18 protein-coding genes are annotated in these 22,305 nt (G+C 34.5%); 11 read left to right on the top strand and 7 right to left on the bottom strand.

Annotated features, from left to right (window positions below; genetic code table 11):
- Positions 1 to 49: 49 nt before the first annotated feature.
- The 7 genes from AC1Q7L_RS11975 to AC1Q7L_RS11945 form a co-directional block, all read right to left on the bottom strand.
- Positions 50 to 697: a response regulator transcription factor gene (locus tag AC1Q7L_RS11975; RefSeq protein ID WP_410693286.1), complete on the bottom strand. Its 648-nt coding sequence runs from the start codon at positions 695 to 697 to the stop codon at positions 50 to 52.
- A 226-nt stretch (positions 698 to 923) separates the two neighbouring features.
- A complete protein-coding gene (locus tag AC1Q7L_RS11970; RefSeq protein WP_492306147.1) occupies positions 924 to 1,394 on the bottom strand; it encodes an OsmC family protein in 471 nt (156 codons plus the stop codon).
- 99 nt (positions 1,395 to 1,493) lie between these two features.
- Positions 1,494 to 2,870, bottom strand: a complete 1,377-nt coding sequence (locus AC1Q7L_RS11965) for a T9SS type A sorting domain-containing protein (protein ID WP_492306146.1) — start codon at positions 2,868 to 2,870, stop codon at positions 1,494 to 1,496.
- Positions 2,871 to 3,017: 147 nt separating this feature from the next.
- Complete coding sequence (locus tag AC1Q7L_RS11960) at positions 3,018 to 4,412, bottom strand: T9SS type A sorting domain-containing protein (protein WP_492306145.1); 1,395 nt, start codon at positions 4,410 to 4,412, stop codon at positions 3,018 to 3,020.
- A 74-nt stretch (positions 4,413 to 4,486) separates the two neighbouring features.
- Complete coding sequence (locus AC1Q7L_RS11955) at positions 4,487 to 6,046, bottom strand: Rne/Rng family ribonuclease (RefSeq protein WP_492306144.1); 1,560 nt, start codon at positions 6,044 to 6,046, stop codon at positions 4,487 to 4,489.
- A 375-nt stretch (positions 6,047 to 6,421) separates the two neighbouring features.
- Positions 6,422 to 6,712: an HU family DNA-binding protein gene (locus AC1Q7L_RS11950; protein WP_027388329.1), complete on the bottom strand. Its 291-nt coding sequence runs from the start codon at positions 6,710 to 6,712 to the stop codon at positions 6,422 to 6,424.
- Between the two features lie 139 nt (positions 6,713 to 6,851).
- The gene (locus tag AC1Q7L_RS11945) at positions 6,852 to 7,523 is read right to left on the bottom strand and encodes a LuxR C-terminal-related transcriptional regulator (RefSeq protein WP_410693291.1); all 672 of its coding nucleotides are present in this window, start codon (positions 7,521 to 7,523) and stop codon (positions 6,852 to 6,854) included.
- A 179-nt stretch (positions 7,524 to 7,702) separates the two neighbouring features.
- On the opposite strand from AC1Q7L_RS11945, the gene tssO reads away from it, so the two are divergent.
- The 11 genes from tssO (at position 7,703) to AC1Q7L_RS11890 (ending at position 22,253) form a co-directional block, all read left to right on the top strand.
- Positions 7,703 to 8,239, top strand: a complete 537-nt coding sequence (gene tssO, locus AC1Q7L_RS11940) for a type VI secretion system TssO (RefSeq protein ID WP_410693292.1) — start codon at positions 7,703 to 7,705, stop codon at positions 8,237 to 8,239.
- Positions 8,240 to 8,250: 11 nt separating this feature from the next.
- Positions 8,251 to 8,775 carry a type VI secretion system transmembrane protein TssO gene (locus AC1Q7L_RS11935; RefSeq protein ID WP_410693293.1) on the top strand — a complete coding sequence of 175 codons (525 nt, stop codon included), beginning with the start codon at positions 8,251 to 8,253 and terminating at the stop codon, positions 8,773 to 8,775.
- Positions 8,776 to 8,825: 50 nt separating this feature from the next.
- Positions 8,826 to 9,734: a PKD domain-containing protein gene (locus tag AC1Q7L_RS11930; RefSeq protein WP_410693294.1), complete on the top strand. Its 909-nt coding sequence runs from the start codon at positions 8,826 to 8,828 to the stop codon at positions 9,732 to 9,734.
- Positions 9,735 to 9,774: 40 nt separating this feature from the next.
- Positions 9,775 to 12,174, top strand: coding sequence for a type VI secretion system protein TssR domain-containing protein (gene tssR, locus AC1Q7L_RS11925; RefSeq protein ID WP_492306143.1), 2,400 nt, complete (start codon positions 9,775 to 9,777; stop codon positions 12,172 to 12,174).
- Positions 12,175 to 12,267: 93 nt separating this feature from the next.
- Positions 12,268 to 12,771 (top strand): DUF4280 domain-containing protein, encoded by a 504-nt coding sequence (locus AC1Q7L_RS11920; RefSeq protein WP_492306142.1) that lies wholly within the window; start codon positions 12,268 to 12,270, stop codon positions 12,769 to 12,771.
- A 20-nt stretch (positions 12,772 to 12,791) separates the two neighbouring features.
- Positions 12,792 to 15,626, top strand: a complete 2,835-nt coding sequence (locus AC1Q7L_RS11915) for a peptidoglycan DD-metalloendopeptidase family protein (protein ID WP_492306141.1) — start codon at positions 12,792 to 12,794, stop codon at positions 15,624 to 15,626.
- Positions 15,627 to 16,676, top strand: coding sequence for a hypothetical protein (locus AC1Q7L_RS11910; RefSeq protein ID WP_492306140.1), 1,050 nt, complete (start codon positions 15,627 to 15,629; stop codon positions 16,674 to 16,676).
- Positions 16,677 to 16,862: 186 nt separating this feature from the next.
- Complete coding sequence (locus AC1Q7L_RS11905; RefSeq protein ID WP_492306139.1) at positions 16,863 to 17,825, top strand: hypothetical protein; 963 nt, start codon at positions 16,863 to 16,865, stop codon at positions 17,823 to 17,825.
- 190 nt (positions 17,826 to 18,015) lie between these two features.
- Positions 18,016 to 18,420 carry a type VI secretion system tube protein TssD gene (gene tssD, locus AC1Q7L_RS11900; protein ID WP_072409673.1) on the top strand — a complete coding sequence of 135 codons (405 nt, stop codon included), beginning with the start codon at positions 18,016 to 18,018 and terminating at the stop codon, positions 18,418 to 18,420.
- Positions 18,421 to 18,851: 431 nt separating this feature from the next.
- Positions 18,852 to 21,341 (top strand): ATP-dependent Clp protease ATP-binding subunit, encoded by a 2,490-nt coding sequence (locus AC1Q7L_RS11895; protein ID WP_492306138.1) that lies wholly within the window; start codon positions 18,852 to 18,854, stop codon positions 21,339 to 21,341.
- 63 nt (positions 21,342 to 21,404) lie between these two features.
- Positions 21,405 to 22,253, top strand: coding sequence for a lytic transglycosylase domain-containing protein (locus tag AC1Q7L_RS11890; protein WP_492306137.1), 849 nt, complete (start codon positions 21,405 to 21,407; stop codon positions 22,251 to 22,253).
- Positions 22,254 to 22,305 lie beyond the last annotated feature (52 nt).

The following is a 22,305-nucleotide window of genomic DNA, read 5'->3' as shown; positions in this document are numbered from 1 at the left end:
CAAACCCCGTAAGGTTTGGAATTTCTGGTTAATTAGTTTTGGTTAGTGATCAGTCAATCATATGATTTTCTAGTGCGTATTTTACAACTCCGACGGAGTTTTTTACGTTTAGTTTAAGGAGAATTCTTTTGCGGTGCGTTTCTACAGTATTGATGCTGATGAAAAGTTTTTCGCAGATATCTTTACTGCTGAGGCCGTCGCAAATGAGTTTTAAAATTTCCATTTCGCGTCTTGTGAGAGGATCTTTGATTTGAAGTCTTTTTTGAGCCTGCTCACTGCTGATGAAATTAATCATTCTGTCTTTCGCGTGATCACAAATATAAATTTCGTTAAGCAGAAGCGCCTGAATAGATTTTATAAACTCGTCGTATCTGCTGTTTTTATCCAGATAGCTCTTAATTCCTTTATTAAAAAGCTTTCTTATATCTACAATATCATAGCTGTTGCCAATAATGATAATTTTTATGTTTTTATTTTCTGATGTTATGCTTTCTACAGATTTATAAAGTTCCGTAAGCATAAGCATGTTTGAACTTATCATGAGAAACTCGGGTGGATCCTTTTTTAATTGTACTGATAGAGCTTCGTAGCAATTGAATACATCAATGGTATTAAAAATCTTACTTTGAATCAGTAATTTTGATAAACCTTCGGTATATAACACCGGCTCATCAAAAATGGTTAATCTGGGCTTCATCATGGTTAGTTTTGTTTATATAAAAATATAAAAAATTATTTACATTTTAAACAAAATAATCATAATATTGTTCTTTTTTTTAACAATAATTATAGTAAAGTTTAATTTTATTGATTATTCGTTAAATAATTCTCTTTTGGTGGAGTTTTTGTTTGAAAATTTAGAGTTATTGTTAGATAAATCTAATATTCATCGGATTTTGAAATGGTTAAAAATATTAATAAAATTATTTAACTAACACGATAGGGATATGTTTCACAGGGAAATTTACCGAGTTCGCAATGAAACAAAATTCATTTGCCTTATGATGAAGCTCTTTTGCTTTCTCAATCATTGATTCTTCTGTAATTATGACGGTCGGATTGAGCGTAACTTCTCTAAAATGTCCACTTCCGTTGGAAGTTTCTTCCATAATCTCGGTTGCGTTGTCGGTGTAGTTTGTAACAATAATTCCGGCTTCTGAACAAAAATGCAAATACCAAAGCATATGACAAGATGATAAAGACGACAGAAAAAGATCTTCAGGATTATGTTTTGTCTTATCTCCATGAAAAGCAGGGTCGGAAGAAGCTTCAATAATAGCTTTATTTTCTGCGGAAATTGTGTGGCTTCTTTCGTAGCTTCTATAATTGCTGGTTCCTGTTCCTTTATTGCCTGTCCATTGGATGGTGGTTTTATAGTGGTGGTCTTTACTCATTGTGTAAATTTATTTTGTTTCAGCTTAAAAACAAAAAAGTATTCACTAAAATTTAGTAAATACTTTTATAAGATTAAATAATATTTTTTAGATGAAAAATTAATTCTTCATCAATTTTTTCACAACTGTGTTTCCGTTCTCAAAAGTGATTTTTGCAAAATAAATTCCTTTTAACAATTCTGAAACATTTGTATTGTTGTCTTTTAAAGTTTTCACCATTTTCCCGTCTGTAGAATAGATCTCTATTTTGTTTACTTGTTCTTTTGATTGGTAAACGAGGTTTTGTTTAACGGGGTTTTTAAAAGAAATTTCTTGGTTGTTTTTTACTGTTTCCGCAGTAGATAATGTGACATTATTAAGCAAATATTTTACAATATTATTACTTCCATTAGCTATAATGTTATTGTCATTAACGATCATGTCTCCAATAATACCCAAATCAGGATTGGTTTCTGAATAATAATTGAAGCTAGGATCTATTGAACCATTTTGATTTAATTTAGAAATAAAATATCTCACATCACTACCTTCGTTCATTCCTCCGATATAATAATTGCCATCTTTTTCAATAATACTCAGAATCCATGTAGTAAAAGGAAGAGAAGTAGGATCAAAATTAAAGGTGTTATCCAATGTTCCGTTAGATTTTATTCTTCCAATTTCAGCATCCATATTAGAATAGACGATATTGTTATTGCTGTCCATATAAGCACTGCCAACATATCCGTAAGGAATTGAATGACTCATTATTCCATTATTTCCAAAACTTGTAAGGGGCTGTCCGTTGTTATTGTATTTTTCAATCGTTGTACCACCTAAGACTACAACATTAGATTGATTATCTAGAAATATAAATTTTCCATCGGCAGTTGTAATAAATCCATTATTTCCAAAAGTGGTATCAATACTTCCGTCTTCATTTAACCTGTAAATTACTTTATAATGAAGATAAGAAGGTGAATTGGGATCAAGCGCTTCTCCATAAAGGATGATCTTATTGTTTTGAATAAGTAGCCCATAACCACGAACATTCATATCTGAACCAACATTATTGATCTCGGTTGTTCCATTAATACCAAATGCGGTGTCTAATTGTCCGTTAGGAAGGATTCTGGAAATAGCTGCGTTTGAATTATCGAAGCCAAAAATAACAAGCTTTCCGTCAGTTTGTTTTTTTAATTGGCTGTCATTGGTTGCATAAGGTAACTTGAGCTCTCCGTTGTTTCCAAAAGAAGAGTCTACAGCTCCGTTCGTGGTAAGTTTTGATAGGAAAGATTCGTAATTTCCTGAAGTTGGATTGTCTTTACTGTAAGTGAAATAAATACTTCCATCCAGATTTTGAGTCATTCTAGACCATGAATTGTTGTTCGCGATAGGGTATATTCCGTTTGAAGCGAAAGAAAGGTCTTTAGAAATAATTTGCGCACATACACTTTGGACTACCAAGATTAGTCCTAGTAATAGATTTTTTTTCATTTGTTTGTTTTTTTAATTTTATAGTAAATTGAGTCTGCAATTTTACTAAGAGAATTTATCTGTACAAAAATAATAAGTGTTACATACGTATTACATGGGTTTAATTAACTGATTAACAGTTTTTTTATTTATATGAAAACAAAAAAATTAATTCTTCATCAATTTTTTCACAACTGTTTTTCCATTCTCGAAAGTGATTTTTGCAAAATAAATTCCTTTTAATAATTCTGAAACATTTGTATTGTTATCTTTTAAAGTTTTAACGATTTTTCCATCTGCAGAATAGATCTCTATTTTATTTATTTGTTCTTTTGATTGGTAAACTAAGTTGTGTTTAACAGGGTTTTCAAAAGAAATATCATTGTTACTTTTTATAATATCCGTTGTGGATAAAGTTCCGGTATTAAGGAGATATTTTACGATAAATCCGTTCCCTCTTATAATAATATTATTGTTATTAATAATCATTCCTTCCGCATCAGAGTCTGTTTCTAAATAATCATTAAAAATAGGATCTGCCGAACCATTTTGAGTAAGTTTTGAAATTAAATTGTTTGGATAGCCAGCTCCTCCAATATAATAAGCTCCGTCTTTCTCGGCAATACTTTGAATCCATGAACCTCCGTTCAGACCAGAGTTTATATTTGAATTATAATTAAATGTATTGTCTAAAGTTCCATCTGGATTTATTCTAAGGACTTCATCATCAGAGTTTAATGAGAAAATAATTTTATTGTTGCTATCAACAAATATAGTCTTAGTACTGCCGTAGCCATAGCCGTTAGAATTGAGTAACGCTACCATTCCATTATTTCCAAAACTGCTTAGTGGCTGCCCGTTTGAATCAAACTTTCGAATAAAACCGCCGTCACTACTGAAGCAAATAATATTAGATTGATTATCTGTTTTTACGAATGTCCTGCCTGCAGGAGTACCTTGTGTGGCTACATACCCATTATTACCGAAAGTGTTGTCTATAGTTCCATTGGCATTAAGCCTGAGAATTACATGTTGCTGTTGTATATTTTGACCATAATTGACGGCATGAACAAGAATTTTTTCATTCTGTAAAAGAATTCCAAAGGATGCATAGTTTTGATCAGCTATAAGGGAAGGGATGATTGTTGTTCCGCCCGTTCCAAAAGTCGGATCCAACTGTCCGTTGGTAAGTATTCTTGATACTGCTACAGATTGTGTATTAGTGAAACCAAAAACCACCAATTTTCCATCTGCTTGTATTTTTACTTCATTCAAGTAGCTATTATAGGGTAGCGGAATTGTTCCATTACTTCCAAAAGTAGGATCTAAAACTCCATTGGCTGTAAGTTTTGATAAATAAGATTCGGATACATTAATTATGGGGTAAATATTTACATTATGAGTAAAATAAATCCCGCCAGCAGAATCTTGAGCCATTGACCATGTAAAGTTTCCGGGTAGTGAATATATCCCGTTTGAAGCGAAAGAAAAATCTTTAGAAATAATTTGCCCGAAAGCAGTCTGTACTGCAAGAAGCAGCACAAGAAATAAATTTTTAGTCATTCTGTATGAGTGTTTTAAGACTGCAAATATAACAAAAAAACCTCCAGACAAGCTAGAGGTTTTAAAATTTTGTATTAGTTAGAATATCCTATCAATTCTTCCTTTTTCGAATTGTAAATCTTGTATTCTAAATATTTAAAAGAATCCCTTGGGATGATAGTTACCCATTTCTTATACTTGATAAACCATTTCATCTGGATGCTTTTAATACCTTTTGTAAGGTAAGCTTCAACGAAAGGGTGTACGTGCAGATAAAGTTTTCCTTTATCCTTTTGTATAATATTTCTGATAGTTTCTTCCATTCTTTCCACAATAACGATCGGAGCGATGATTTCTCCGTCTTTATTCGGGTTATCTTCTTTTGTTTCGATCTGTTTTTCCTGACGGTTTCTTTGTCTGGTAATCTGTATTAATCCAAATTTACTTGGAGGCAGGATCTTGTGGCGAGCTTTGTCGCGCATCATTTCTGCTTTCAGATGTTCAAAAAGATCTCTTCTGTGATCAGGGTTTGGCATGTCTATAAAATCGATAACGATGATGCCGCCCATATCACGGAGACGCAATTGTCTTGCGATTTCTGTTGCTGCCATTTTGTTCACGTTCAGAGCGTGTTCTTTATTGGCTGCATTTCCGGTCGTGATGTTATTTCCGGAGTTCACGTCAACTACGTGCAGTGCTTCTGTGTGTTCTATCACAAGGTAAGCACCTTTTGAACTTGGAATATTTACGTGTTTTCCGAAGCTTTGTTTAAGCTGTTTTTCTACGTTATAATATTCGAGGAGAGGGATGTGTGAATCGTAAAACTGAACAATGTTTTTTCTTTCCGGAGCAATTACTTCTACGTAATTTTTCATTTCTTCCACCATTTGCTCGTCATCACAGATGATGCTTACAAAATCTTGGTTGAAATTATCTCTCAGAATAGCCGAAGCTTTGTCTTCTTCGCTTAAAACTTTAGACGGAAACTTGTTTTTCTGGATGTTTTTAAAAGTGCTTTCCCATTTCTGAATCAGCTGATTCATGTCATTATGTAGGTCGGCCACTTTTTTTCCTTCTGCAACAGTTCTTATGATAACGCCAAAACCTTCTGGTTTGATGCTTTCAATAAGAGTTCTCAGTCTTTCTTTTTCCTCATAGCTTTTGATCTTTTTGGAAATAGAAACTTTATTGTCGAAAGGTATTAAAACCAAAAAACGTCCCGTTAAAGAAACCTGAGTTGAAATTCTCGGTCCTTTTGTAGAAATAGGTTCTTTGGTAATTTGAAGCAGAACAAGATCGTCTTTAACGATTACTTTTTCTACTGTTCCGTTTTTGTCGATTTCGGGTTGTATCTCGAAACTTTTTAAACTTGAAGTACTTTGTTTTTTAGAAATAGTATCTTTTAGAAACTTTTTGTACGTAACATACTGCGGTCCCAAGTCCTGATAATGCAGAAACGCATCTTTATCGTAACCGATATTTACGAATGCTGCATTAAGGTTCGGAGCCAGCTTTTTTACTTTTCCTATAAACAAATCTCCAACTATAAAATCACTTTTGTCCTCTTCCTCATGAAGTTCGCATAGTCTTCCGTCTTCTAGCAGTGCGATCTTCGTAAAGTCGCCTTCATGCGAAACTATTAGTTCTTTCTTCATTTTGTTGTAAGATAAAATTATTAAGATGTTGTGAAATTGGTGTGGTTTTTATCAGGGTGATTAAGTTTTTAAATTTAGGAATTAAATTAAAACCACCGTACTTTATTAATAAAAATAAAAGTGACCACTCCTGATTTTGCACAAAATCTTATAGTTGTTGCAAAACAAAAATATAGTCGGTGAACTTTAAAAAAATAAAACCACCAACTATATTGTTATATTATAAATCTCGAAAAAAAGAGATTATTTTTTCTTGTGTCTGTTCGCTCTTCTTCTTTTCTTTCTCTTGTGAGTTGCAACCTTGTGTCTTTTTCTTTTCTTTCCGCTTGGCATAATTTTAATTTTTTAGTAACTAGTTAATATTCAGTTAATTTCTTATTTTACTGTAACTTTCGTTTTTACTTTCTCAACAAAAGATTTTGATGGTTTGAAAGCAGGAATGTTGTGTGCAGGAATTTCAATTGCAGTGTTCTTAGAAATGTTTCTTCCTGTTTTTGCTGCTCTTGTTTTAATGATAAAAGAACCAAAACCTCTTAGATAAACATTGTCTCCATTATACATAGAAGTCCTGATCTCCTGCATAAAAGCTTCTACAACTTTCTGTGTTTCATTCTTTTCTGTTCCCAACTTATTTGAGATGGTGTTTACCAATTCTGCCTTTGTCATTTCCTTTTTAAATTTTAAATTTTAGGTGTGCAAATTTAGTTAAAAAAATTGAATACTAGCAAATTAGTCACGAATTATTTTTCGGTAAAAGGTTGAGATTTTAATGTTTACTCTATATTATGTTTGCGTTAAGATAGTATTACATGCTGGAATTGTAGTATCCGTTTTCTACGCAGAAGCGTATCAGATGGAGTTTTGTTTTCAATCCGAGCTTTTCTGTAAGCCTGTTTATATAGGTGTCGATTGTCCTTGTGCTGAGATTTAATTTTTCTCCTATTTCTTTGTTACTGAAGCCTTCATAACAGAATTTCATCAACTGAATCTCGGTAGAGGAAAGTTCTCCCTGGCTTTTTTTCTGTCTGTCCATGTACTCCTGAACGGCCAATGGCTGTTGCTCCCACTCTTTAGAATAGGCTTCGTAATCAAATGTATTGGATGCAATTTGACCTTTGACAATATCTTTTATGACACTGCTTTTTTTCTGACAATAAAAAGTATTTGGGATTTTTGAAAGGATCTCCGCCATATCTTCCTGATAAGTCCCGGAATAAGTAATGATCGGCGTCTCAGAATTGCTTTTTCTGATGTATTTTATGGCTTCGATTCCGCTTAATACCGGCATAAAAAGTTCAATAATGAACACATCTTCCTGTCTTCTATAAATCCTGTTTACAAGCTCGTGGCCGTTGTTACAGTCATTGAGAAGCATATAAAAAGGGTTCTCCATAAGGGTTTTGATCATTATTTTTTTAAAATAAAAATCGCTGTCTGCAATAGAAAATCGTACGGTATTAGTTAATAGTTTACTCACTTTAATATCGATTTGGTGTAAGATATTTAAAATTTAGAGGCCTAATGTATGAAAAACTAATTAAAGTGAAAATTAATCTTAAATTAAATATTATGACAGTATTTTTTAACTAGATAATTTAAATATTGTGCATAAAATTTTTTTTTTATATTTTCACCTGCCAAACAAATCACAAATATATGTCTTCGAATAGGGAGAAAAAATTAAACAAATCAGACGTTAGAATAGGCATTTGGAAGTTTGTTCTATCTTTTGTCGTCTTATCAGCCGTTTCTTTCACCAGTGTCTTTTTCTTTTTTAAAAGTTATGACACCCAAAGGGAAGGAATTAAAAAACAGGCAGACGAATACCGCGAATTACTTACCCGCAGCGACCTGCTGAGGACCCATGTCGACAGCATTTTATACAGAATGAACCAGCTTGATATAAGCAAGGTTGATAATGATATTTTCCTTAAAAACTATATCATGGACAATGTACGAGATGCCAAAAACATCATGGGAAAAGACAGTGCAGACAACTTTAAGCATTATTCTATTCTGATGAAACAGTTGGAGCCTATACTGGCTTTAAAGACACAAATTGTTACTGTTTCTTACAAGGAACAGATCGCATTAAGGGATTTAAGTGAGTGCCGAGGCAAGATCGGGATCGCAAATAATGAATTAAGGCTGGATCCTACAAGGAAATTTACCGGAAGTAGAAAAAGAAGATAAATACAGAAATTATGCAGGGACAAATCACATTATCAAAAAAGGAAAGGCATTATCAGTTTCTTTATTTAGTACTTATGCTTTTCGCGGCACTTATTTTTCTGGGAATTATTTTTTTGAAAGGTTTCGAGTCGCCGTTTTCCGATGAAGACGTTATTTCTGTTCAAAATCTGGAGCAGAAAGCCAAATTCGATCAGCAGCAAAAAGTTACTCAAAGAGTTTTAGACAGCACATTTACGCAAATCAACAGACTTACGAATGAGGTTCCTCAGCCTTTTGAGGAAAATAATATCATGAACGGCATCAATGATGTTGCTAATTCTTTTGAGAATGCCAATGTATTAGATATCAGAAAAGAAGCTTATCCTCAGATCGCCAAGTTTTACAAAATGTTCTTCGACGATAAAAAAGTTATTTCAAGTAAAACCGAAAACATAAAGAATTTTGAAAAACAGTTTGACGAATGCTCAATCGGTTTTAAAGAAAAGAAAAGTCAGCTTTTTCAGCGTGAAAATGCTTTAAAGGCAAGAAACCAATAACCAAAATTCAAAAAAAACATTAGGAACAAAACACATCACAATTATTAACTATGAATTATTTTCAAAAAAACAAAAAGAACATTATCATTGGTGTTATTGCAACTTTGCTCATAGCAGCCCTGGTTGCATTGTGGTTGCAGAAGAAAGTCATACACTCCGCTGATGACATTGTGGGAGTGGTGTATCCGTCTTCTCTAAAGGTAGGAGATACACTTTTATTTGAAGATAAAACCCAGTTCGCAAAAACCAAAAGATGGAATTTCGGAGACGGTACAACTTCTGATAAAAGCACAGGGTTTCATTTTTACAATAAACCCGGATATTATTCGGTAACACTTATCGTGGATAATAAATATTCCAAATCTTTCCCGGTAATGGTTTCTGCAAGAGGAATTCCGAAACCAAAGGATACGTTGAAGATTAAAACTTTAATCGATGCGCCATCTCAGGCAATGAATTTTGAAAATGTGCAGTTTCGTGCAGTTTCTGACGCAAAACAGTTTACATGGAAATTCGGTGAAACAGGAAATATAGATTCCAAAGACAAAATGGCAATCTATTCTTATAAAAAACCGGGTGATTATGTAGTTACACTATACACAGACGAAAGTCCAGAACCTATTTTGCATCACATAAAAATTCTTCAGGGTTATGATGCTTTGGAAGAAGAAGTGAGCGTGGAAGATGCTTATGCTAAAATTGATAACGATTTTAAATATCATTTACAGCAGATCGCGAACGGAAACAGCTTCAATACACACTACAATTATCTGTTGAGAACCTATCTGTGTAACAACGAAAACACGGTTGTGAAGGTAAATGACAGTAAGGCAAATAATTTTTACATGTATTGCGCAGGACTTCAGTTTGACAAAAACAACGTCATCCAGACTGTAAAAGTGAATTTTGATGATACGCAGAACTGTGTAACCAAAGTTGATATTAATCAAAGCAAATAATCGTCCTTTCGGGCGCACCAATCATAAAAGATAAATTAGGATGAGAAATAAACTTCCTCTAGCAGCATATTACATCGGAGTTTCTGTATTATTGACGAGTTGCCAGGTAAAACTGCCGTCGAAAAAAACTCCGGAACCTTCACAATACGGACAGGTTGATAACTCACCGGTTGTCAATGGTTTTCCTAAAAAATCAGTGCCGTGGATCGCTATCTCAGACAGATCCAGAAATACGGCCTATCTTGATAAAAGTGATGAAAAATCATATAAAGAAGTTAAGTTTTTAGAGCCGTTAATGGTTCTGAAACACCGTGACGGAATGGTAAAAGTAGCAGAATATATTCCTGATGCTTTAATGAAAAAAGTTTCGTCTAAACAGATCAAAACCTACGGCTGGATCCCCGAATCCGATCTTCTTCTTTGGAGCAATTCTTTAAAAAGCGAAAAAACAGGTTTTCCTGTAAGAGTAGCGGTTTTGCCGAGCAACAGTGATGTTATTAAAAGCTCTGAGAGATATTACAAGAATGATTCGATCATGGTATTTAATTCACCAAGTTTGATTGAGCAGGCAAATGTTAAGATCCCGAACGGGCAAGTCGTTTACGTCTACAAACAGGCCGAAAACAACAAAAGATTTCTTGTAGGTAAAAGACCATCGGTTGATATGGATAGTATCAGCACGAGCCTGTATGGATGGGTGAGCTCAAATGTAATCTCGGCATGGGGTGAACGTTCTGCCGTGAAAATGAAAAATACAACAGGAGTTTCAGAAACTGCTTTAGGTTTACATGAAGGTTCTCCGGGCGGAACCGATGTTGAGAACAGAACTGCCGTTCTTCTTACCGACGTCAACAAAAGAACACCTCTTGAAAATATTTATCCGGTAACATTGCCTTTAAATGACGCTCCGACGGCGGATTCTAAAACAAAGTATTTCACCAACATTTTAGATTACAGTAAAAACTATGTTTTCAATGTTTTAGGCGAGCCGATTTACTTCGATCGTTACAGAGAAATTACAGAAAAAAATAAGAAGATCAATATTGTTTTTGCTTTAGACATCAGTGCTTCGAACGCGCCGTATGCTCCAATCGTAAAATCGTTATTACAGGATCTTCAGCTTAGATTTGAAAAACCTTCTTATTTCAATAATGTGAAATATGGAGTTGTTTTGTTTAAAAATAATTCTTGTGGGGACAATGTAGCGGTATCAAATTTAAGTACAGATTATAGCAAGATTACAACATTCATCGATCAAAAATCGAATGAAATGAATTGCCCTAGCAACAGCGGTTACCAACCTGTAAACGAAGGTTTGATGGCTGCCGGAAATCTTCTTTCAAACGTTCCGGATGAAACGAATATTGTGATCACTGTCGGAACTTCAGCCAATCAGGGCGGAAATATGTACGGAGTGATTAATTCTCTTACTCAGGCTCAGGCTAGATTAATTATGTTCCAGACAAGTGCTAGATCATCAGATACTTATAATGATTTTGTATTACTTTCTGAAAATGTTGTCACCAACACTGCTAAAAATATTGCTGAGCTTAAAAAACAGAAGATCATCAATCAGAATGATGTTTTAACGAAGAATAATTTTAGTCTTGTAGAAGGAGATGAAGGATTTTTCTCATTAAATTATCCAAAACAGAGTATGTCTCAAGGTTTTGTTATTTTCCCGAAAAAAGGGGATATCGCAACGCCGGGCTATCTTAAAAAATCTGTTGACAGCTTGATCGCTCAGGTTACTTTAGATAATGAAACTTTAGATAAATCATTAAATGATTATTTCCACTCTTCAGTTGGAGCGGGAAGAACTGATGTTGATTTAAAATATAAATATCTGTATCCTGGACTTACAAATCCGGTTCCTGCAGGAATTGCAGCACAGTTGATCAATTACGGAAGTCCGTTTTTGGTGAAAGGTTTCATTCCAAAAGAATTAAAAGAGTTTAAACCAGGCCTTGAAAAAGGTATTTTGATCTCAGAAACGGAATATGACAATCTTAAAGCTTTCTACACTGAAGTTTATCTTAAAACTGGCGCTGAAAGAGCAGATTTTAATCAGTCAAGTGCAATTAATGAATATATCAGGTTGCTGAAAAAGTATAATCCTACCAATAAATTTTTGGATAAAAGCGATTTATACGAACAGCCAATGTCTTATGCAGTAGGTGTAAGTACCGGTTTTGATAATTCTGAAGAAGAATTAATGTCAAAATATAAGCTGAAAGGTTGGAAAAAATCTAAGATTATTACCAATGAAACGGCAAGAACTTACTTCCGTCATTACAAAGATCTGGCAGACAGAATGCTTACGCACAGAAACAATCCGGCGGTAAAAATTCAACAGAACGGACAAACATTTTATTGGTTAAATGAGTACTTCATGCCAACCATGATGCCCGTTGAAGAACCCGAATATACTAAACATTAATAATGTATAATATTGAAAAGCAGAAATTTATTTCTGCTTTTTTTATTTTTTAACGTAAATTTTTTATCTTTATAGAACCCAAATCACACAAATATGTCAGATCAATCATCACCTCATGACGGCAAACACTTTGTCGTTCAGAAAGGCAAGGCTGAATGCAATCAGGGAAATCAGTTTCCTCAGTATAAAGTCACGGCCCATAAACAGCATTATTGGAATGATTCTGAAGGAAGTGCAGATTTTCTTGCTGTAACAGAAGACGATCTCCAGTTCAATCCTCCCGGGCCAAGTTTTGGTCAATGTAAATTAAAACCTAGTTCAGGTGGATATTTGCCATGCTCGTATTCTCCAGCCGGAAAATGGCAGAAAACCTACGACAAAGTGAAAGTAATGGACAAAAAGATCGTTACCGAAGAATCAGAGCTGCAATGTGTTATAGGAGGAAAAATTACGATAAAAGACCACGGTCAGCGTGGAGAAATGAGCAAGCAAAATGTAAAAAATGCAGATGCAAAAAGCGTTCAGCACATTAATCCGCTTGTGAAAATAGACGACTTCAAGGAGACTGTTGAAGAAAGTGAAATAGATGCTTATTAACTCTTAAAAAACTTTCTGATATGTCTAAACAAGGAGTTTCAAAAATATCCGGAAATCCTGCTCCAAAAGTAGGAGAAAAGACCCTGTATTCAATTACGGGATGGTATCCTTCGACACCAAAAAATAAACAGAATCCGGCATTGGTAACATGGGAATTATTTAAAAAACGTTCCAACGGAAGTTTTACCACCACCAACATCAAAAAAATAGGTGATGGCAATTTCACTTTCGGGGAAGTAGCCTCAAAACATACGTACCGCCTGGAAGCATATCTTTATGAGCCTGAAGGTAAAGGTTCTACAACAATTGATATTACGCCACAACCTGCCGGAGTCCCCAAAATTAATAAAGTTGAATTACATTATGTTGATGATTCAAAAGGAGCTGTTTTTAGCTATACCGAAAAATTGGTTGCCAAAGCTCAGTGTGTAAATCTTGCAGGTGAGAAACTGTTATTCACGCTTTGGGAAGATGATGCAAAAGGCGAAGGGCATAATTCAAACAACCTGTTTGTTGATAGTAAACAAGGAGTTGTTGGGAAAAATGGTATGGCCACTGCAGAGTTTGTTTTAACAAAAGCTTTAATGCAAAAAGCTTCCAAAGGAGAAACAGATCCCGAAAAAATGGAGTTTTACGTAACGGTAGAATATTATAAAAATAAAAAACATGCTACCGCTAATATCGACGTAAAAAATCCCGAACATAAACCTAAACCTGCAGAACAGCCAAAACCTGCCCCAAAAGCACCTGCTTCAGAGCCTCAGGGTAAACAACCTCCCAAAACAAAAGATTCACCTGTAGGACAGGAACCTGAAGCTAAAGCAGAAACTAAAGGGACAGCTGAACCTCAGAAACCTGCCACTCAGCCAAAACCTGAAGGTAAAAGTACCAGTGTTGTAGATAATGTGAAAGTAGAAGGTCTTCTGGATGCTTATTTTGCTAAAGAAGAATTTAAAAAAGAAACTTCAGAAGCTGCGGGACAGCATCAGTATACATTCCAAAGCAATAATAACAATATTGATAAAGATAAAATTGCAGGAATCATTAAAACCAGAGTTGATGATTTGGTTAAAAATGATAAAAAATATGCTAAACTTGAGGATATCAAAACTGCGCTCACTCAAACTTCTTATAAAAAAGGTGAAAGTATTTCTGTAAATTTATACAAACTTGGTCCTGAATTCGTAAGAATCAACAATGCACCTCTGGATGAGGAAGTGTATGTGGTTGCCAGAACGATGTTGTTGGATGGTAAAGAGGTAAGTATTAATATCAGAGAAAAGGATGCGATTTTAGTAGAAAAAGATGCCAATTTACCGGTTTTAGAAGGTGTAGAAAATGGTAATGAAATTACAACCTTAAAAGCCACTGCACAAGATGGCTTGGCAAAAGTAAAAATAAAACTTCGTCCAAAATCTGATGAAAATTTAGTTACTTGGAAAGATAAATTAAGCGGAATAAAAGACGGAACTTATACTTATAAATTCGGAAGTAATGGAAATAAAACGGCAACTGCAGAACAAAAAAAGAAAATAGCAGGCATTATTGCCAATAAAATTAAGGATGAACTTGAAAAAGAGAAAAAATTCCCGAAAATCGAAACTATCGAAAAAGCTTTAACCAATGAAGTTTATAATAAAGATGAACAAATAACTTTCGATGTTTATAAAAGTGTGACAGAATATCTTTGGTTAAAAGCAGAATGTACAGGAGATGTTAAAAAGCACGACGGGGAATTCCTGAAAAAAGACGGCGCTTATTTTGAAATTGGCAAGAAATGTGAATGTGAAGCAAGAATCAGAGCATTTATGAGAATGCTTAGAGTAGGCGAAGGTACAGAAGGCGAAAAAGGCTACACGACGCAATATAGCGGAACACAGTTTACAGATATGACCAAACATCCTGAGAATGTGATCACAGCCGGGGCTTATTCATCTTCAGCAGCCGGAGCTTATCAGATAATGAGGTACACTTGGTGGTGGCTGAAAGGAGAACAACTAACCAGCGACAATAAAAAAGCAGGGGTCTATGAAGAGGCTCATGATTATATTAAAAAATATTCGGTGCCCGATTTTACTGCAGAATCACAGGACAAACTTTGTATTTTGATTCTTAAACATAAAAGAGCAGGAAGTTTACCATTGATCACCAAGAATCAGGTAAAAGAAGCACTGGAACAATATGGAAGTTATGAATGGGCAAGTTTACCGCCGGGAAGATACGGACAGCCTGCTCAGACAATGACTGCCGCTTTAGAAAAGTATGACAAATTTTTAAAAGAAGAATTGGCCGGTACTTCCGATTTACATCTAAAAAAAGGATTTTTAAAAGAATTCGGAATTCAGTGTAACTGCGGAAAAATCGGAGGAAGTTCAGAATGGCACAATCCTTTGGATAGTATGCAATTGAGAGGATGGTATTCAGATACACAATGGTCGCCAGGCAAGAGTGATTATCATGGAAGAACAGGCGGTAAGCATGATGGTTTAGACCTTTATGCTCCTGTAGGAACGCAGATATATGCGTGTGTAGATGGTGAGATCACCTATTTAGAAGATCCCAACGGATACGGAAACAGGACGTTTTTAGAAGGTAATTATAACGGACAAAAATATTTTTTCATGTATTGTCACCTTTCAGAATATACAACGGGTCAGGTAAGTGCCGGAGATCCGATCGGAAAAACAGGACAGACAGGAAACGCAAGCGGACAGGCTGCAAAAATGGCTCACTTACATTTTGAGGTCAGAAAAGAGAAGATGTCGAAACCGTCTTTTAATCCGCTTACGGAAATTACAGAATTAGGAACGGATGTTAACGTGAGTCCGGACCAAAATAACCAAACAGGAACATAAATGAAACGTAACGTAATTTTTTATTTAGCGCTGTGTATGTTAGGATTTTCATGCAAAGAAAATCGAAATCTAACAGTAAAAAATGCAGCAGCTGATATCAATGTAAAGAATGAAAATAAGTATAATATTCCTTCAGATTTAAAAATTCAAAGTCAGGAAGAAGTAAATATTGACGGTGATCCTGAAAAAGAAGTGATCATTACAGCATCAGATTCTGCGGCTACCAATACGCATGAATTTTGGTTTAAAAATGATAAACTGATCTATCAGTTTACCTATCCATGGGCTTCGATCAATAAAAAATGGCTCGTAGATCTGGATAACGATGATAAAAAAGAAATTGTAAGGGCTCAGGGATATGAAGACGGGGTAGATTATGCTATTTATGATATTGTTGATAATCAGCAAAAACCGGTTTTATATTTTAATCCGGTTCTTCAGGATAGTCGATTTCCCAGTGTCTATTTATGGGCTTATCCTAATGATATCACGGAATTGATTCTCAATCCACAAAAGGAATTACAGGTTTCTTTAGATAATAATTATCAAAGAGATGATGAGCATACAGTTCCGGATAATCAGAAAGAATTACCTTTTATATTCTTCAAAGGTCAGACAAAGCAGCCGGATATGAGGATATCTAAAATGAATCAACCTCAATCTATGACTCTCGCTGGGATAGTGAACAGTGTAAGAAATAATGGTGGGACATTCGCAAAAACAGCTCAGTCAGACAAACAGTGGATAGGCAATTACACAGGTCGTTTTCTGAGAATGAAAGAAGAATCTGGTGATCCTCGAGGCTGGGGGCAGATCTCGGTTAAAATTGATGGTAATTCAGCTAAATTTCAGCTAGACAGTTATGTTGAGAATCTTAAAAAAGATTTAATAATAATAAATACAACGCCGGATGAAATAACACTTGCTGAAAAAGATAATAAAAACTCGGCATTTACAATTTCTAAAAACAAAAGTAAATATGTATTGAAAAGCAGTTTCATTGATAAAACAGTAGGTGAAACAAGCTCATACGAACTGGAAAAAAAGTAAAATAAATAATTTTATTAAACCTAATTTTTTTAATAGATTCATAAAAAGCAGTGTGCAAATTTTGCATGCCGCTTTTTATTTTAATTAATCTTTAAATATTGATTTTAAAAGAATTTAGTAATGTAAAATTATTTTTTAGAAGAATATTTTTAACTAAATTGCTTAATATCAAAAAAAACAAAAACTATGATCGTTCATTTTATACTTCATGGGGAAACACTGGAAAGTATATCTGAAGAAATTAAACTCGAAAACCCCAAATACCTTAAAGAATACCACAATAAACGTTGTGCAAGGGAAGATTATATCCAGGATGAACTTATTCCGCGGAAAAAATTATTAATTCCTGAATTAAAGGATATCAACGAATATAATTCAAAAAATGATGCTCCCTTCAAACATCCCAAACTGAATCCCAAATTATCTTTTGATCCCGAAAATTTCAGCAAAATATTTGATGTAAATATCACGGAAGCCGCAGAAAATGAAGATAAAAAGAAAAGCAATTTTATTTCTTTTACGGCTTCTTTAAAATGGGTTAAAAAAGATTCCAACGATCATATTTTCCATCTTTTTAAGAATAATTTTTATGATCAGTCAGGCAGCAAAACGTCTGATTTGGCTACAGAATCTATCCGTTCTTTGAATCCGATAGTCATTAAAACAGATTCAAAAGGAAAACTTATTAATATCAGTCTAAAAAAAGAAACGATTGATAATTTTAAATCTATAAAGGAAAAACTACTTGATTTTTTTCCTGATAAATATGCTAAAATCTACATTGATGAATTTGAAATGGCGGTTCTCGATCAGAGCTTATTTAATGAAAGAATGAAAAATGATAGTTTCATTAAAACCTATTTTGCATCTGTAAGAAATGAATTTGTAAACGGAAAATCTTATGTTGAGCAAACGATCGGTGAAGAAAATATTCCCGTTATAATTCAGCAAAAAGTTGGCGACGAAAATCATGCTCAGGAAATAGATATTTTACAAACATTTCAGTCTCCCAATAAGGAAATTGACTATAACGGAAAATATACACTGTTTTCAGAGAATGGATTAATAAAAAATATAGAGTTTAAATACGTTATTTTCCAATCTACAATCAAGAATGTGACAAGTTTAAAGATCCATGAAAAATCGTAAACTATCATTAATAAAGGGTTTTTAAAGTTTCGTTTTTATCAACGATCGTAGAATTACTACATCAAATCGTAGAATTACGACAAATTTTTAAAATTGTTTTCAAATGCTTTCAAAAAAAAATTAACCGTTTTATCTTTGTTAAACAATCACTGAATCACAAAATATTATTAACGATTAAAAATTTACTATCATGGCAGCAAATTCAAGAGGAATTTTAAAATTCAACGGAGGCGAAGGTCAAAAACTATTGAAGCTGAATTACAGCGTTTCAAGATCTACAGATGTATCTGGTAGAGTAGCGTCAGACCCCTCAAACGCAATCATTAAATTAACCGTAGAAGCAACAGAAAAATCAGATATTCTGGAAAGCTTACTAAACGGAAAGTACAAACCAACAAGCGGAGAAATTACTTTCAACAAGTCTCACGAAGAAGGTACATTAATTACTTTGAACTGGGAAAACGGATACGTAATTCAGCATGAAGTAGACTTCGACGCGGTGGACGAAAACAGCATGTTGATCAGCTTTATCATAAGCGCAGAGAAGATCAATTATGGTAATTCTGCTTACGAAGGTCTATGGCCGTCTAGCTAAAATCTACACATAATCAACATTCATAAAAAAGACTGTCCCCTCAAGGCGGTCTTTTTTTACCATTACCCAATATATCCATTTCAGAATGTGAATTTTTTTATCATTTTTCAATATTTTAATTAAAAATATACTTTTAAACTTAGCTGAGTGAAACGCCTTTGCGAACGAAAAATATTTCTCAATCATTTCAAAAAAAATCTTTGCGACTTTGCGTTAAAAAAAGCAAATACTCATATATTTTTTCCAGTAATGTTAACTATCTCACATTTAAAAGACATATCTAATATTATTGAAAAAAAACTAATATCTTAGTAAAGAATAAAAATTTTAACGATTGTGGATTAATATTTGTTTAAAATTTAATGAAAACATAATCAAAACATCATACACCGAAATCAGATATAGTATTAATTTTTGAGAAAAATAGTAAAATGGGAGTACTAGTAACCAACGAGACAGTAAAACAACTTTTTCATATTGCACAATCAATCGCGAGAGAAAATTATAATGCCACTTACGGTGGTCCGCATATTCTTCAGGCTTTAATGCACAAAGATATCGGGCTTAATGAATTTTTAAAAAACATAGATAAAGATCCGGGATATTTTTACGAATGGGCAGATGTCCGTATTGAAGATTATCCTAAAACCACGCACCTTCCCGATGAGGCTAAACAGGATGAATTTGTAGACAATATTATTGAGGAAGCAGATGATATTCGTTTGAAATTAGGGCTGGACGAGATCACTCCGATTTGCCTTTTAACGGCTATCGTGAAGCCGCAGGTTGTTTTTTCATTGCAACAGTTGAAATCATTACCGCTCAGAGAACACGAAATATTCAATTTATACAGAAAAGATACACCATTTGGGAATGCCGAGGATGATGGAATATCTTCTTTATTTTCAAATGGCTCAGACTATTCCGATAATTCTTTTCCATCCATTAAAGCCTATTGTGTCGACAGAACGGCACAGGCCAGAAAAGGAGATCTGGAAAATATCATCGGAAGAGATAAAGAACTGAGAATGTTGGTCGAAATTCTTTGTAGAAGAACGAAACCCAACGTAATTATCATCGGAGAACCGGGAGTTGGTAAAACTGCTTTGGTAGAAGGTTTCGCCACTGAAATTATCAAAGGAAACGTTCCCGAAATGCTTAAAAACGGAACGCTTTTAGAACTTGACACGGGAGCTTTACTAGCCGGAACTTCTTATAAAGGCGAAATTGAAGACCGTCTTAAAAAGATCATTACCGAATGTAAAAAGATCGAAAAAGCAATTCTTTTCATTGATGAAATTCACACGCTTTTAGATCCAAAAGGAAGCATCGGAAATGTTGCTAATTTATTAAAACCTGAATTGGCAAGAGGAGAAATTACCGTTATTGGAGCTACAACTCAGGAAGAATACAGAAAAATTATCGAGCCGGAACAGGCTTTTAATCGTCGTTTTGAAGTTTTAACCGTCAACGAACCGGACGAAAAAACGTGCGTTAAAATGATTGATGTTTTATTAGAGGGTTATAAAAAACACCACGGAATTGAAGTTGAAAAAACTGCCCTTCCGGAATGTGTCCGTTTAGCAAAACGTTATGCAAAAGGTAAAAAATTACCCGATGCAGCAATTGATTTGTTGGATAGAACGATGGCCGCAATTAAAATGCTTGACGAACTTTCAGAAAAAGAATTAGAAAGCTGGAAAGGCATTTATGAAACCATTTTACAGGAAGAATATCTGGATGATAAAGACAAAGCAGACGAATTAATTTGGAATTATAATTTATTGAGAGATAAAATAAGTCCAATTTTGTGGGGTTCTTTAAGTGAGCAGCCACAAATTGACAATTCAATGCCTGTCGAGGAAATTCAGAAAATAATTGAAGAAACATACGCTGAACTTTTACAGCACGCATCAAAGAAAAGAGAAAAGGTAGACCGTTTGGAACTGGCTGCTGTCATGGCTGCTAAAACAAATATTCCAATCGGGAAAATTCAGGCTCAGGAAAAAGAAAAACTTCTGAATATGGAAGGTCTTCTACTGAACAGAGTTGTCGGACAAGATCATGCTTTAAAAATCCTTTCTGATGCGATCGTTGAAAACCGAAGCGGATTAAACAAGCCCGGACAGCCAATCGGTTCATTCTTCCTTTTGGGACCAACGGGAACAGGGAAAACGGAACTGGCAAAATCAATGGCAGAACTACTTTTTAATGATGAAAAAGCGATGGTTCGTTTTGATATGTCTGAATTTAAAGAAGAACATTCTGCTGCACTTTTATACGGAGCGCCTCCGGGATATGTTGGCTACGAGGAAGGAGGTATGTTGGTGAATAAAATTCGTCAGCAGCCTTACACGGTAGTTTTATTTGATGAAATTGAAAAAGCGCATCACTCGGTTTTTGATGTCTTTTTACAGATCATGGATGAAGGAAAAGTGCATGATAAGCTTGGAAAAGAAGGAGATTTCAGCAATGCGATCATCTTATTTACTTCAAATATCGGAAGCGAAGAAATTGTAAAACAGTTTGAAGAAGGAAAAGTTCCGCAATCACCTGCATTAATGCAAATTATGTCGAATTCAGGTAAATTCAGACCGGAATTTTTGGCAAGAATCACAGAAATTATTCCTTTTGCACCGATCACAGAATCTATTGCGGAAAGAATCTTTAATATTCAGTTAAAATCACTTCACGCATCGCTTCACAGATTAGGAATGACCTTAAAAATTACAGATGAAGCCGTGAAAAACCTTGCATTAGGAGGATTCAGCAGTAAATATGGAGCGAGACAGATCTCAGGAGTAATCAGAGCGCAATTGGCAAGACCAATTTCAAAAATGATCGTGAGAGAAGAAGTAAAAGCAGGACAAACACTGAATGTAGACTGGCAAGATGATCAATTAACCTGGAAAGTAGAATAAATAAAGTAAAAAGGCAGATTTGCTATTTTTAACAGAGCAGCAGATTTGTCAAAAAATATAAACATGAACTTCAAAAATATTTTTTTAGGAATAATATTGATGAGTTTTTCACAATTTGTGAACGGACAATTCCTCGCTGCATCCGATACTTCGGAAAACAGCGTGAGGAGATATAAAAATATCATTAATTCAAACAAAGAGATCGTTGATTTTATCGAACATTCTCTTGCTCAAAAAGGATTACCGAAACATTTGAGAAATCTGGCTTTGATCGAGTCTCATTTTAACAGAAATATCACTTCTGGAGCAGGAGCAGTGGGCGCTTGGCAGCTTATGACCTCTCATGCCAATCAATACGGACTTTCGGAGCAGAATCGTAATGATTTGTATAAAAGTACAAAAGTCGCGGTGGTTTCTCTGACGAATCTTTATAAAAAATATAACAATTGGGTAACCGTAGTGGCCGCCTACAATTGTGGAGAAGGAAATGTTGCCAAAGCAATGCAGGCGGCAGGTTCTTCACAGTATCATATTTTTTCTAAATATCTTCCGCAGGAAACCATTAATCATGTCAAAAAATATTTAAATGCATGTTACGCAACCGGAGAATTGCAGAGCGTTTTAAGCAACTATAATTCTTCACGAATGAATACTGTTTTCTTTGTAAACGGAGGAAGCAGAAAAGATAACTCCACGTTGGCAGAAACAGAGATCAATGCAGGATTTAATTTAAATGTAATTGCGGACGAGCTTGATGTAGATGTTGATAAACTTCTCTCATGGAACCCGGGAATTACAGAAGAACTTCAAAATAAGGGCGAAAGTATGTTGTATCTTCCAACAGATCTGATGCCTGATTTTTTATTGAGGAAAACGAAAATACTTTCCAGGTCTATTAAAGAAGGAAAATGATATAAAGAACCAAACACCACACACCAAACCACAAAATAACACGGGGAGATAA

It is taken from the genome of Chryseobacterium sp. GW823-FHT05E08 (assembly GCF_058795655.1).
Note: the sequence above shows the minus strand (reverse complement) of the source record. Positions and strands in the feature narration are given on the sequence as shown.

Coding starts and splice junctions, on each gene's coding strand:
- tssO (WP_410693292.1), top strand. CDS start 7,703: ATGTCTTCGAATAGGGAGAAAAAATTAAACAAATCAGACGTTAGAATA.
- tssD (WP_072409673.1), top strand. CDS start 18,016: ATGGCAGCAAATTCAAGAGGAATTTTAAAATTCAACGGAGGCGAAGGT.
- AC1Q7L_RS11975 (WP_410693286.1), bottom strand. CDS start 697: ATGAAGCCCAGATTAACCATTTTTGATGAGCCGGTGTTATATACCGAA.
- AC1Q7L_RS11895 (WP_492306138.1), top strand. CDS start 18,852: ATGGGAGTACTAGTAACCAACGAGACAGTAAAACAACTTTTTCATATT.
- AC1Q7L_RS11960 (WP_492306145.1), bottom strand. CDS start 4,412: ATGACTAAAAATTTATTTCTTGTGCTGCTTCTTGCAGTACAGACTGCT.
- AC1Q7L_RS11930 (WP_410693294.1), top strand. CDS start 8,826: ATGAATTATTTTCAAAAAAACAAAAAGAACATTATCATTGGTGTTATT.
- AC1Q7L_RS11910 (WP_492306140.1), top strand. CDS start 15,627: ATGAAACGTAACGTAATTTTTTATTTAGCGCTGTGTATGTTAGGATTT.
- AC1Q7L_RS11970 (WP_492306147.1), bottom strand. CDS start 1,394: ATGAGTAAAGACCACCACTATAAAACCACCATCCAATGGACAGGCAAT.
- tssR (WP_492306143.1), top strand. CDS start 9,775: ATGAGAAATAAACTTCCTCTAGCAGCATATTACATCGGAGTTTCTGTA.
- AC1Q7L_RS11965 (WP_492306146.1), bottom strand. CDS start 2,870: ATGAAAAAAAATCTATTACTAGGACTAATCTTGGTAGTCCAAAGTGTA.
- AC1Q7L_RS11920 (WP_492306142.1), top strand. CDS start 12,268: ATGTCAGATCAATCATCACCTCATGACGGCAAACACTTTGTCGTTCAG.
- AC1Q7L_RS11890 (WP_492306137.1), top strand. CDS start 21,405: ATGAACTTCAAAAATATTTTTTTAGGAATAATATTGATGAGTTTTTCA.
- AC1Q7L_RS11955 (WP_492306144.1), bottom strand. CDS start 6,046: ATGAAGAAAGAACTAATAGTTTCGCATGAAGGCGACTTTACGAAGATC.
- AC1Q7L_RS11915 (WP_492306141.1), top strand. CDS start 12,792: ATGTCTAAACAAGGAGTTTCAAAAATATCCGGAAATCCTGCTCCAAAA.
- AC1Q7L_RS11950 (WP_027388329.1), bottom strand. CDS start 6,712: ATGACAAAGGCAGAATTGGTAAACACCATCTCAAATAAGTTGGGAACA.
- AC1Q7L_RS11905 (WP_492306139.1), top strand. CDS start 16,863: ATGATCGTTCATTTTATACTTCATGGGGAAACACTGGAAAGTATATCT.
- AC1Q7L_RS11935 (WP_410693293.1), top strand. CDS start 8,251: ATGCAGGGACAAATCACATTATCAAAAAAGGAAAGGCATTATCAGTTT.